Source organism: Leifsonia poae (genome assembly GCF_020009625.1).
Taxonomy (GTDB): Bacteria; Actinomycetota; Actinomycetes; order Actinomycetales; family Microbacteriaceae; genus Leifsonia; species Leifsonia poae_A.
Genome location: NZ_JAIHLP010000002.1, coordinates 3,301,971 through 3,313,715, shown reverse-complemented (window position 1 = coordinate 3,313,715; position 11,745 = coordinate 3,301,971). Strand labels below are relative to the sequence as shown.

12 protein-coding genes and 1 pseudogene are annotated in these 11,745 nt (G+C 69.2%); all 13 read right to left on the bottom strand.

Going from position 1 to position 11,745, the window contains the following annotated elements; all coding sequences use genetic code 11:
• Window positions 1-3: 3 nt before the first annotated feature.
• The gene (locus tag K5L49_RS16560) at window positions 4-1,197 is read right to left on the bottom strand and encodes a thiolase family protein (RefSeq protein ID WP_223694451.1); all 1,194 of its coding nucleotides are present in this window, start codon (window positions 1,195-1,197) and stop codon (window positions 4-6) included.
• Window positions 1,198-1,199: 2 nt separating this feature from the next.
• A complete protein-coding gene (locus K5L49_RS16555) occupies window positions 1,200-2,663 on the bottom strand; it encodes an NAD-dependent succinate-semialdehyde dehydrogenase (RefSeq protein WP_223694449.1) in 1,464 nt (487 codons plus the stop codon).
• Window positions 2,664-2,684: 21 nt separating this feature from the next.
• Window positions 2,685-3,155, bottom strand: a complete 471-nt coding sequence (locus K5L49_RS16550; protein ID WP_223694447.1) for an Lrp/AsnC family transcriptional regulator — start codon at window positions 3,153-3,155, stop codon at window positions 2,685-2,687.
• Between the two features lie 50 nt (window positions 3,156-3,205).
• Complete coding sequence (locus K5L49_RS16545; protein WP_223694445.1) at window positions 3,206-3,961, bottom strand: alpha/beta fold hydrolase; 756 nt, start codon at window positions 3,959-3,961, stop codon at window positions 3,206-3,208.
• A 3-nt stretch (window positions 3,962-3,964) separates the two neighbouring features.
• Window positions 3,965-4,288 (bottom strand): biotin/lipoyl-containing protein, encoded by a 324-nt coding sequence (locus K5L49_RS16540; protein ID WP_223694443.1) that lies wholly within the window; start codon window positions 4,286-4,288, stop codon window positions 3,965-3,967.
• Window positions 4,281-5,273: an alpha-ketoacid dehydrogenase subunit beta gene (locus K5L49_RS16535; protein ID WP_223694442.1), complete on the bottom strand. Its 993-nt coding sequence runs from the start codon at window positions 5,271-5,273 to the stop codon at window positions 4,281-4,283. Before K5L49_RS16535 ends, K5L49_RS16540 begins: the two co-directional genes overlap by 8 nt.
• Window positions 5,266-6,303 carry a thiamine pyrophosphate-dependent enzyme gene (locus tag K5L49_RS16530; protein WP_223694440.1) on the bottom strand — a complete coding sequence of 346 codons (1,038 nt, stop codon included), beginning with the start codon at window positions 6,301-6,303 and terminating at the stop codon, window positions 5,266-5,268. Before K5L49_RS16530 ends, K5L49_RS16535 begins: the two co-directional genes overlap by 8 nt.
• A gap of 92 nt (window positions 6,304-6,395) precedes the next feature.
• Window positions 6,396-6,752 carry an isochorismatase family protein gene (locus K5L49_RS20735; RefSeq protein WP_374107710.1) on the bottom strand — a complete coding sequence of 119 codons (357 nt, stop codon included), beginning with the start codon at window positions 6,750-6,752 and terminating at the stop codon, window positions 6,396-6,398.
• 104 nt (window positions 6,753-6,856) lie between these two features.
• Window positions 6,857-6,985 (bottom strand): annotated as a pseudogene (locus tag K5L49_RS20730) (nicotinamidase); the annotation flags it as partial.
• Between the two features lie 10 nt (window positions 6,986-6,995).
• Window positions 6,996-8,570, bottom strand: coding sequence for a D-alanyl-D-alanine carboxypeptidase/D-alanyl-D-alanine-endopeptidase (locus K5L49_RS16520; protein WP_223694438.1), 1,575 nt, complete (start codon window positions 8,568-8,570; stop codon window positions 6,996-6,998).
• 9 nt (window positions 8,571-8,579) lie between these two features.
• Window positions 8,580-9,683, bottom strand: coding sequence for an Lrp/AsnC family transcriptional regulator (locus K5L49_RS16515; protein WP_223694436.1), 1,104 nt, complete (start codon window positions 9,681-9,683; stop codon window positions 8,580-8,582).
• Window positions 9,611-10,528, bottom strand: a complete 918-nt coding sequence (locus tag K5L49_RS16510; protein WP_223694435.1) for an alpha/beta fold hydrolase — start codon at window positions 10,526-10,528, stop codon at window positions 9,611-9,613. The genes K5L49_RS16515 and K5L49_RS16510 overlap by 73 nt, the downstream gene beginning before the upstream one ends.
• An 88-nt stretch (window positions 10,529-10,616) precedes the next feature.
• Window positions 10,617-11,744: a M24 family metallopeptidase gene (locus K5L49_RS16505; protein WP_223694433.1), complete on the bottom strand. Its 1,128-nt coding sequence runs from the start codon at window positions 11,742-11,744 to the stop codon at window positions 10,617-10,619.
• Between the last annotated feature and the right edge of the window lies 1 nt (window position 11,745).

Sequence of the window (11,745 nt, the reverse complement as noted above, 5' to 3'; positions counted from 1 at the left end):
GGGTCAGCGAAGGATCTCGATGAGCGTGGCGTTGGCGGTGCCGCCACCCTCGCACATGGTCTGCAGCCCATACCGGCCGCCCGAAGACTCCAGCTCGTTCACCAGGGTGGCGAGCAACCGGGTGCCGGAGGAGCCGAGCGCGTGACCGAGCGCGATGGCTCCGCCGCGCGGGTTCAACCGGCTCGGGTCGGCGTCGAACTCGCGCTGCCACAGCAAAGGGATGGGCGCGAAGGCCTCATTCACCTCGTAGGCGTCGATGTCACCGAGGCGCACGCCGGAACGGTCGAGCAGTCGGCGGGTGGCCGGCAGAATGCCGGTGAGCATCAGCAGCGGGTCGCTGCCGGCGACGGCGAAGGTGTGGAAGCGGGCGCGCGGGCGCAGGCCGAGCCGGTCGGCGGTCGCGGCGCTCATGATCAGCGCGGCGGAGGCGCCGTCGGTGAGGGGCGAAGAGTTGCCGGCCGTGATGCGCCAGTCGAGTTCGGGGAAGCGCTCGGCGAGCCGGTCGGTTCGGAACGACGGCGCCAGTCCGGCGAGTCCGGCCGTGGTCGTCGTGGCACGGATCGTCTCGTCTGCGGTCACAGCGCCATCCGCCGTCGGAACGGCGACGAGCTCGTCCGCGAAGACGCCGCGGGAGGTGGCCTCGACGGCGAGGGTGTGCGAGCGGGCGGCGAAGGCGTCGAGGTCGTCACGGTCGAGCCCCCAGCGCTGGGCGATGAGTTCGGCCGAGACACCCTGATCGACCAGCCCCTCCGGATAGCGCTTGTGTAATAGCGCACCCCCGAGCGAATCCTCGCCGAGGTTCGAGCCGAGCGGAACCCGGCTCATCGACTCGACACCGCAGGCGATCACGACGTCGTACGCCCCCGCCATGACCCCCTGGGCGGCGAACGCCGCCGCCTGCTGACTGGAACCGCACTGGCGGTCGACCGTCACCGCGGGAACACTGTCGGGAAACCCCGCACTGAGCACGGCGGTGCGGGTGATGTTGCCGGCCTGCTCGCCGGATTGGGTCACACATCCGCCGATGACGTCGTCGACGAGCGCGGGATCGAGGTCGGAGCGTCGCAGCAGCTCCTGCAGCACGCCCGCCAGCAGGTCAGCGGGGTGGATGGCGGCGAGCGCGCCGCCCGGCTTGCCGCGCCCCGATGGGGTGCGGATGACGTCGACGATGACCGCGTCGATCGCATCCCCGGGCACGCTCAGACTCCGAACGGGTCTGGCGTGAGGGTGTACTTCGTGGAGAGGTACTCGTGGATGCCCTCCAACCCGCCCTCGCGACCGAGGCCGGACTGTTTGACCCCGCCGAAGGGCGCTGCCGCATTGGAGACGACACCAACATTGAGGCCCATCATCCCGGTCTGCAGGCGGTCGATCATCCGCTGCCCGCGCGCCAGGTCGCGTGTGAAGACGTAGCTGACGAGGCCGAACTCCGTGTCGTTCGCCACCCGCACCGCCTCGTCCTCGTCGGCGAACCGCACGATCGAGAGCACCGGGCCGAAGATCTCCTCCCGCAGGATGTCGCTGCCCGGCCGCACATCCGTGACGACGGTCGGCTCGAAGAAGGTTCCGGCCCGGTGAACCCGCGAACCGCCGGTGAGCACGGATGCGCCCCGGGCGACCGCGTCGTCCAACAGTGCGGCGACCTTGTCCACGGCCTCCTGGTTGATGAGCGGTCCGATGGTCACGCCGTCGTCCGTTCCCCGGCCGAGGCGCATCCCCTTGACCCGCTCGGCGACTCGGGCCGCGAACTCGTCGGCCACCGACTCGTGCACGATGAATCGGTTGGCCGCGGTGCAGGCCTCGCCGATGTTACGGAATTTGGCCAACAGCGCTCCCTCGACGGCTTTGTCGAGGTCGGCGTCGTCGAAGACGATGAACGGAGCATTGCCGCCGAGCTCCATCGAGGTGCGCAAGACGTTCTCGGAGGCCTGCTGCAGCAGTCGGCGGCCGACCTCGGTGGAACCGGTGAACGAGAGCTTGCGCAGACGCGGATCGGCGATGATCGGAGCCGACACCCGTCCGGAGGTCGACGTCGTGATCACGTTCAGCACGCCGGCGGGGAGTCCGGCATCCTCGAGCAGTTTCGCGAAGTACAGGGTGGTGAGCGGCGTCAGTTCCGCCGGCTTCACGACGACGGTGCACCCGGCCGCCAGCGCCGGCGCGATCTTCCTCGTCGCCATGGCCAACGGGAAGTTCCACGGCGTGATCAGAAAGCACGGACCGACCGGATGCTGAGACACGATCATGCGCCCGGTGCCCTCCGGGTTCGTCCCGTACCGACCCGAGATGCGCACCGCCTCCTCGCCGAACCAGCGCAGGAACTCGCCGCCGTAGGTGACCTCGCCGTTGGCCTCCGCCAGGGGCTTCCCCATCTCCAGCGTCATCAGCAATGCGAACTCATCCCGCCTCTGCTGCACGAGGTCGAACGCCCGCCGCAGGATCTCCCCCCGGGCCCGCGGCGCCGTCGCCGCCCACGCATCCGCAGCCGCCACCGCTGCGTCGAGGGCGGCGGCACCGTCCTCGACCGAAGCGTTCGCGATGGACTTGATCTCTCGACCCGTCGCCGGATCGCTCACGGTCAGCAGGCCGGCACTCCCCGGCACCCAACGGCCGCCGATGAACAGCCGGTCGGGCACGGCCGCGAGCAGAGCGTTCTCATCCATGGTTCCTGTTCCTCTTCTTGTTCACGACTCGACCGAGGCGGCGACGAGGGGCACCGACCGGTGGTCGATCTTCGTCGACAGCGCGATGACGGTGGATGTTCGGGTGATGTTCGGGTCGCCGACGATCCGGTCGATCACCCGCTGCAGATCGGCGTTCGACCGGGCGACGGCGCGGATCATCAGATCGCCGGAGCCGGTGATGGTATGCACTTCGAGCACCTCGGGGATCGTGCGAAGGTGCTCGACCACCGTCACATCGCGATCGCCCTGCGCGATCTCGGCCGTCACGAACGCCGTGACCGGATAGCCGAGCGCACCGCTGTCGATCGTCGGCGCGAAATCCCGGATGACGCCGGAGCGCTGAAGTCGATCGAGCCGCGCCTGCACCGTCCCGCGCGCGACACCCAGCCGCCGGGAAGCCTCGAACACCCCGAGCCGGGGCTCGTCGGTGAGGAGCGCGATGAGGTCGGCATCCAGTCTGTCGATCGCCATCGGCGCCTCCTTCGGTCCCTGCATAGCGTACGTCGCCGCCCGCCCAACGCCTACAGGCTGTCAGCGGCCTCCAAGAAGGGCAGCGCAGCCTGTTTGAACCCTCGGGCGCTCAACGTGGTGACGTGGTTCCGTTTCGGAAGCACGACGAGCTCGGCATGCAGCGCGTCCGCGGCCTCCTCCCGGCCCGCGGTCACGGGATCCGCGTCACCGACCACCAGCATGGTCGGCACTGTCGATGTGAGCAGCAGCGGATGCGCGGCCATACCCGAGACGCACGCCGCGAGCGCGAGGGCGTCCACACCGGGAGCCTGCCGGAGCGAAGCGAGCAAGGGCGCCAACGGCGACTGGGCCAGCGCAGCGTCACCGATGCCGTCGAGGAGAGCAGAACGCACGGCGTCGACGCCCCAATGCCCGAACTGTTCGACCGTTCCCACGCCGCCGACGACGAGACGCCGCACCCGCCCCGGCGCGAGCTCGACGAGCGCGAGTGCGACCCAACTGCCCATGGAGTAGCCCATCGCGTCGACCCGCTCGAGTGCTTCGGCGTCGAGCACGGCGAGCAGGTCGCCCGCGAGCAGAGCGGGCGAATAGTCGGCGGGCGAGTGTGGGGCCGAGCTGGCGCCGTGCCCGCGCAGGTCGACGACGAGGGCGCCGCGGCCGGCCTCGGCGAGCGCCCGCACCCATCCGGTCGCCTCCCAGGTGAGCGCACCGGTGGTGGCGAATCCGTGCACGAGCAGCACGGGGTCGCGGCCCGGATGCCGTTCGTATGCGATCCGGTTCCCGTCCGTCGTGAGCGCGAAGTCCACGCGTCAGTCCTCGGGCAGTTGCAGCCGCACCCGGCGCACGGGCGACTCCTCGGTGGGGACGGTGCCGACGATCCCCGCCTGGTCGTCGCTCACCGTGAAGGTGATGAGCGCGGCTCCGACGTCGAGCGATTCGCCCTCGGCCACGTGGACATGCGCGATGGTGCCCGACTGCGGCGAGGGAAGTTCGACCGCCGATTTGGTGGTCTCCACTTCGACGAGCGGCGCATTGCGCTCCACGAAGTCCCCTTCGGCCACCAGCCATTCCAGCACGGTCGCCTCGTGCAGTCCCTCCCCCAGATCGGGCAGGGTGAACGTGATCTCAGCCACGGCGGTACTCCAATGTCTTCTGAACGGCCTGCAGGATGCGGTCGATGCTGGGCAGGTACTCGTCTTCCAAAACGGGAGACGGGTACGGCACATCCCACCCGGCGACGCGCTGCACCGGAGCGCGCAGCTCACCGAAGCAGCGCTCGGTGATGAGTGAACTCACCTCGGCCCCGAGGCCGGCGGTCAGCGGCGCCTCGTGCACGACGACGGCACGGCGGGTGCGGGCCACGGATGCGGCGAGCCCGTCGGCGTCGATCGGCTTCAGCCAGCGCAGGTCGAGCACCTCGATCTCGACGCCGTCTTCGGCGCCGAGTTCCGCCGCCTGAAGACACCGAGCGACCATGGCGCCCCAGGCGATCAGGGTGACGTGTTTGCCCGGACGCACGATGCGGGAGGTGCCGACAGGAAGCCGTTCCCCCCAGTCGGCGTCGTCGACGACGACCTTGTTCCAGTAGCGCGACTTCGGTTCCAGGAAAATGACGGGATCGGGGTCGTCGATCGCCTGCCGCAGCAGGGTGTAAGCCTCCACCGGGGTCGACGGCGCCACCACCTTGAGGCCGGGTACATGCGCGAACAGCGCTTCCAGGCTCTCGCCGTGGTGTTCGGGGGCCCGGATGCCGCCGAAGCTCGGCAGTCGCAGCGTGATCGGCATCGTGAAGGCACCGCGGCTGCGGTAGTGCATGCGGGCGACCTGGTTCACGATCTGGTCGATCGCCGGATACGAGAAGCCGTCGAACTGGATCTCGGGCACCGGCCGCCAGCCGGCCATCGCCAGGCCGACCGCCATGCCCATGATGCCCGCCTCGGCGAGAGTGGTGTCGAACACTCGATCATCGCCGTACTTCGCATTCAGCCCATCGGTCACCCGGAAGACACCGCCGAGCCGGCCGACGTCCTCGCCGAACACGAGCGTGCGATCGTCGGCGGCGAGTGAGTCGTCGAGTGCGCGGTTGAGCGCGAGCTGCATCGTCGTGGTCTCAGCCATGCCGGCTCTCCTTCCAGGCGCGTCGTTGACCGAGAAGCGCGGCCGGCGGATCGGCGAACACGAAGTCGAACATCTCCTCACCCGGTCGGCCGCCCAGCGCGGCGACGCCGGCCCGAACACGATCGGTGAGGGCGTTCGCGGTGTCGGAGACCTCCGCGAAGAAGCCGTCATCCACGGTGTCGGTCTCTCGCAGGAGGTGCTCCGCGAGGACGAGCGGGTCGCGGGCCAGCCAGCTCTGCTCCTCCGCGAGAGTGCGATAGCGGCCGGGGTCGTCCGACGTCGAATGCGGCCCGGAACGGTACGTCATCGCCTCGATCACCGTCGGGCCGCCGCCCGAGCGGGCGAGTTCGAGGGCGTCGCGGGTGGCGCGGTGCACGGCGAGGACATCGTTTCCGTCGACACGCACCCCGGGCATCCCGTATGCGGCGCCGCGCGCGGCGACCGAGCCGCCGGCCACCTGCTTGTCTGTGGGCACGGAGATCGCCCAGCCGTTGTTCTGGCAGAAGAAGACCACCGGCAGCCGGGAGACTCCCGCCGTGTTCATGGCTTCGTGCACATCGCCCTGCGAGCTGGCTCCGTCGCCGAAGTAGGCGATCGCGCACCCGCCGGAGCGGTCGAGCTTCGCGCCGAGCGCCCAGCCGACCGCGTGGGCCACTGCGCCGCCGACGACCGCATTGATGGGCGCGAGGCGCGAGGCGGCCGCATTCCACATCCCGCCGTGCCAGGCGCCCTGATGCGAGGCCAGATAGGCGACGGGGTCGACACCCATGGTGACCGCGACGCCGAGCTCCCGGTACGTGGGGAACGCGAAGTCGAGGGCGAGATCGAGGGCGGCGGCGCTGCCCACCTGGGCGGCCTCCTGCCCGCGCATCGGAGCGTAGCCGGGAATGATCCCCTGCCGCTGCATCGCGACTCCGTCGAGGTCGAGCCGACGAACCGTCACCATCGTCCGGTACAGCCGGCGCAGCAACGCCGCTTCGTCGTCGCCGAACGCGCCAGGCGCGCTCCGGTCGGAAGTGGTCAGGGTCATGCGGCTACTTTCGCAGCAGCGTGCTCCCCGAGCAACAAGCACAACGCTGACTGCTCATGCTGTCTATATCTGACATCATTTCCGGCTGATTGCTATGCATCTTGTGCAGAAACTGCGAGCTCTGCACCGGCGTGCACAAGCTCCGCCAGGGCTGCCTCGGACGATGCCTGCGCCACCCCGGCCACCAGGTCGGTGAGCACGCGGACGTGCTGTCCCTGCGCAAGCGCATCCAGGGCAGAGGCGCGAACGCAGTAGTCCGTGGCGATGCCCACGATGTCCACGCTGTCGATCCCGTGCTCGTCGAGCAGGTTGTGCACAGTGGAGCCGGCTTCGGTCCGCCCTCGAAGATCGAGTACGCGGGCACACCCTGCCCTTTGCGGATGTGGTAAGTCACTTTGCCGGTCTTCAGCGCCGGGTGGTAGTCGGCCCCGGTCGTGCCGGCCACGCAGTGCACCGGCCAGGTGTGGACGAAGTCGGGCTCCGCATCCCGCGCGAAGTGACCGCCGTTGTCGTTGTCGGGATCGTGCCAGTCCCGACTCGCGAAGATGGCCCGATACTCCCCCGCGTGAGCTTCCAGATATCGGGTGACCCGCGCCGCGACCTCGGCACCGCCCGTCACGCCGAGCGCCCCGCCCTCAGTGAAATCGTTCTGCACATCGATGATGAACAGTGCCCTGCTCATGGCGCCTCCGTCAGTTGTTGGAGAGATTGTCACCGCACTTGTAGAAGCCGGTGACGAGGGTGTCGATGGCCTGTTTCGCGTTGTCACTCACGTTACCGAGGGCGAAGACCGCGAACGTCAACGGCGTGCCGTCGGCGGCCGTGACGATGCCCGACAGGGTGTAGCCGTTGTCGATCCAACCGGTCTTGGCGTGCACCGCTCCGCGTGCCACTGCGTTCGCGCCGGTGAACCGGGCGTATCCCGGGCCGAGCGTTCCGGACTCGCCGGAGACCGGCAGCCCGTCGTAGACGACGCCCAGCCCGTTCTGGCGGTTCAGCACTTTGACGAACAGTCGCGTCAGATACGACGGCGGCACCGCGTTGTCGGCGCTCAGCCCCGACCCGTCGGCGATGTGGATGCCTGTCGTGTCGATCCCGTACGGCTTGAGAGCGGCGATCACGCCGGCGTTCTCGGCGGCGAAGGTGTTGCCGGCCCCGGTCTTGATGGCGACGAGACGCGCCAGCTCCTCCATGATCGTGTTGTCCGACACCTTCATCGCCTGGTCGATGAGCGTGGTGACCGGCTGCGATTGCACCGCGGCGAGCTGTTGGGCGCCCGCCGGGGCCGTGCCCTGACTGACCGGCACGTCCGTGCCGAGGTACTGCTGGAAGTACTGCACCGCGCGCCCGACCGGATCGGTGCTGCGCGGCGACTCGATGGCGGTGGGATCGTTCCGGTCGCCGTCGACCTGCAGAGCCGTGATGTAGGAGGTGGACCCCTCCACCACACGCTCCTCCTGCTCGTCCCAGCTGGGCTGCCAGACCGGACCGCCGAAGAGGGAGGTGTCGACGACGATCGAGGTGATCGCCTGACCTCCCAGCGCCTGCTTCACCTGGGTGGCGAGATCCTGGATCTTCGGTGCGCCCGTGTAGAACGAGTTCTGGCCGTCTGGCAGCCGGGAGAGTGTCACATCGCCGCCACCGACGAGGACGATCTGCCCGGGCGCGCTGCCCTTGACCACCGTCGTGGAGACACGGTAGTCGGGACCGAGCACCTGCAGCGCCGCCGCCGACGTCAGCGTTTTCAGAACGCTGGCGGTCGGCCCCGGCTTCGTGCCATTCCGGTCGAACAGCACCTCACCGGTCTTGGCATTGACGACCTGTGCGGACAAAGTGCCGAGCCGGCCGTCCTGTGAGAGCCCGGCCACAGAACAGGTCCGCATCCGGCTCGCCGCTGGGGCGTCGGCCGGAACCGGCCGGGCCGGCGCGACCGTCGGTTTCGGGGTCTTCGTCGCCGTCGCGCTCGGGCGGGCCGAGGGGACCCCGGAGGCGTTCGCACTCCCGACCGTCGCACCGACCGCTACGCTCCCGGCGCCGAGGATGACGAACCCGGCGGATGCCGCGGCGATGATCCAGGCCCGCGGATGCCGGCGGATCGCGGTGAGCACGCCGCTCAGCCCGGAGCCTTTCTCCACTGCCGGGGTGCCCGTGTGGTCGGCGGCCTTGCGGGCGGCACGGGTCGTCGGAACGCCGGTGGTGGGGGTGCTCGCCGAGTCGGGGTCGGTGCCGCTCGGCAGGCCAGGGTCGGGCTGGTCCGTTTCGCGCATCCGTGCATATTACCCGCGTTGACTGTGAGCGCCACCCGGGTAGCCGACCTGAGACCGCCACCACGGCGTCTCCACGAAGCCACGCTTGAGGAACAGCAGCTCCATCGAAGCCGTCCAGCCCTGCACCCCGTCGAGCGTCGCGACCGCCTGGGTGACGAACCCGTAGAGGTCACGGGCCGAGGGCATGATCAGCTCGCAGAACAACGAGTTCTCATCCAGTGTCGCCGCGAGATAGCGAACGGCAGGGTACTGCGACAGCGCCCGCGCCACCGCATCCAGTCGTCCCGGGTCCACCTTCACGAGCAGCAGAGTCTCCGCGCCCATGCCGAGCGCGGGGGCGGGAACCAGGGTGAGCACATCGAGGCAACCGTTGCTGCGCATCCGGTCGAAGCGCCGGCGCACGCTGCTCTCATTCATGCCCACCTGATCGGCCACGGCCTGAAAAGTCACGCGACCGTCGTCACGTACGGCGGACAGGATCTTCAGATCTGCCTCATCGAGATGGTCGGGCTCGCACAGATCGGAGTCGACGAGTGTCAGCGAGCCCAGCTCGTCTGACGGCAAGTGCATTGTCTCGGCGAACAACTGCCGGCTCCAGTCGTGACCGACCTTGTAGACGTGCATGATCAGATCGCTGCGCCAGCGCTTGATGCCGGCGATCGACTGCAGCTGCTGGATCAGCTGCGGGTAGTGCGTCGCACCACCGCGGACGACCAGCTCGGCCATGATGTCGTATTGGCCCGTCACCAGGGTGACGAACCGCACGTCCTCGTGCTCGACGAGCGCCGCCGCCACCTCGAGCTGGGTTCCCGGGCGGCAATTCAGGCGCACGAGGAACGAGTCGACCTCGCCGGTGCTGCCGAGTGCGGGCACCACCGCGATCCGCACGACACCGTCGGCGAGCAACTGCTGACCGCGGCGGGCGACGGTGGCGGCCGAACTCTCGACCATGTCGGCGATGGCCGTCCAGCTCGCGCGGCCGTCGTGCTGCATGGCGACGATGATCTTGCGGTCGAGATCGTCGAGTTCGCTGTGCGACTTCACTCCCGGGTCGCCACGTTCGGCGCTGTCGGAACGACCTCGGCCAGGAATGTCCGAACGGTGGCCGTCCATGCTTCCGCCTCCTCGATCTGGGGAGAGTGACCCGATTTCTCGAACACCGCGAGCCGTGCATCCGGGATCAGCGCCGCGATCGTCTCGCTGCACGACACCGGCGTGATCCAGTCTGTGCGGCCGACGGTCACCAGTGTCGGCGCCGTGATGCCAGGAAGAACCCCCTTCAGATCATAGTTCGGCAGGTTCTTCGAGAAGGCGTAATTGTGCGCTTCATATCGGTATGGTGTCGCCGCGACCTTGCGCTCGACCGCCGCGGGGTCGTACACGAAGTCGTACAGGGGCAGGATCTCGCGCCAGCAGTCGCGCAGGTCATCGTCGTCGCGCACCCGACCATCGTCGATGCGGTCGAACTTGTCCATGTCGACGACGACCCGATCGGAGGCCAGAGCGTTCGCGCGGGAGAGCTCCGCATGAGTGTTGTCCGCCGCGGTGTCGCGCAGCACGAGCGCCCGCACCCTCTCCGGATACCGGGTGGCGTACTCCATCGCCATGAACCCGCCATAGGATCCGCCCGCCATGATGATGCTCTCGGCGCCGGCCCATTCGCGCAGGGCGTCGATGTCGGCGGCCCACTGTTCGTGGCTGAACTCGCCCGAGCCTTCGCTCTCGCCCGAGCCACGCGCATCGAACACCACGACCCGGTACTCGTCGGCGAGGCGGCCGAAGCTCGCGCGCGGCTCTGCGCGAGACCCGAGGCCGGGCGCCCCGTGGTGGGCGATGATCACAGGCGCGTCCTCCGGCCCCAGCACCTCGACGGCGAGGCGGTTCCCGTTGATCTCCACGAACTGGGCGGTGGTGGTGGCGGCCGCGAATTCGGGCGACACCTCGTTCTTCTCGGTCACGGCGTGTCCTTTCTATCGGTTCGGGATGCGGTACGGGATGCGGTTCAATACTCGATCGCGCACACGTCGAGCCCGCGCGGGTAGGCCGTCAGCGGCCGGGAGCCGGTCTCGGTGACGACCATGCTGTCCGAGATGCGGTATCCGGCGTGGCCGGGATGTAGATGCCCGGCTCGTTCGACACGATCATGCCCGGCTCCAGCACGGTCGCATCGCCGGCCTCGAGCCAGGGCGGCTCGTGCATGCCGAGACCGATTCCGTGGCCCTGCCGGTGCCGCAGATAGTGGCCGAGGCCGGCATCGGTGATCACCTGGAGGCAGGTCGCGTTGGCCGTTCGGCATTCGGCGCCCGGGCGGATGGCGTCGCCACCGACCTCCTGCGCGATGCGCACGGTGTCGTGGTAACGACGCTGCTCGAGGGTCGGCTCCCCGAGCACGAAGGTGCGCTCGCCCTCGACGAACCGGCCGCCGACGGCACAGCCGAGCGAGAGCATGAACGTGTCGCCGCGCTTCAGCCGGTAGCCCGACGGCAACCCGTGGGGGTAGGCAGAGTTGGCGCCGGCGTAGACGAGCCCTCCGGCGAGCGGGGAGACCACGACGACATCGTCGTGCTCCGCATACATGGTCGAGACCCCGACGCCGCCGACATACGAGGCGAGCTCCGCCTCGCTGGGGAGCGCCCCATCGGCGGCGATCGCGTCGCGGAGGAGGGCGATGCCGGCTTCGAGCATCCGGTCGGTGATGCGAGCCGCCTCGGCGTGCAGGTCGATCTCTTCCGGCAGCTTGACGTAGCGGGCGCGGGTCACGACGTCGGTCGGTTCGAACCGCGCCCCGGGGAACTCGGCGAGCGCCGCGGCCCGTCGTTCCCAGGTCATGCCAGTGCCGAACCCGATGCGGCCGGTCGCGGTCACGCGGTCGGCGAGCGCCCGGAACGGCGGGACCGTGCCCGGGAACTCCGGATAGGAGACCAGCTCGGCCCGCGCCTGCTGGCGTTGGGCGTTCTCCCGCTCCAGCTCGGGGACGAGGAGCACGCGTTCGCCGTCGACACCGAGCCAGACGGCGACCGGTCGCTCGCACGGGTGGTGGAAGAAACCGGTGAGGTACGCCACGTCCTCCGGCGAGTCGGTGAGCACCGCATCCAGGCCGTACTCGGCCATCTTCGCGCGCAGACGCTCCTGCAGGCGGTCGAGAACGGGACCGGTGAGACGGGGTGAGAACACG

What these genes read in the sequence shown, in the direction of transcription:
- K5L49_RS16555 (WP_223694449.1), bottom strand. Translation starts at nt 2,663, where the DNA reads ATGGATGAGAACGCTCTGCTCGCGGCCGTGCCCGACCGGCTGTTCATC.
- K5L49_RS16550 (WP_223694447.1), bottom strand. Translation starts at nt 3,155, where the DNA reads ATGGCGATCGACAGACTGGATGCCGACCTCATCGCGCTCCTCACCGAC.
- K5L49_RS16535 (WP_223694442.1), bottom strand. Translation starts at nt 5,273, where the DNA reads ATGGCTGAGACCACGACGATGCAGCTCGCGCTCAACCGCGCACTCGAC.
- K5L49_RS16530 (WP_223694440.1), bottom strand. Translation starts at nt 6,303, where the DNA reads ATGACCCTGACCACTTCCGACCGGAGCGCGCCTGGCGCGTTCGGCGAC.
- K5L49_RS16520 (WP_223694438.1), bottom strand. Translation starts at nt 8,570, where the DNA reads ATGCGCGAAACGGACCAGCCCGACCCTGGCCTGCCGAGCGGCACCGAC.
- K5L49_RS16515 (WP_223694436.1), bottom strand. Translation starts at nt 9,683, where the DNA reads ATGGACGGCCACCGTTCGGACATTCCTGGCCGAGGTCGTTCCGACAGC.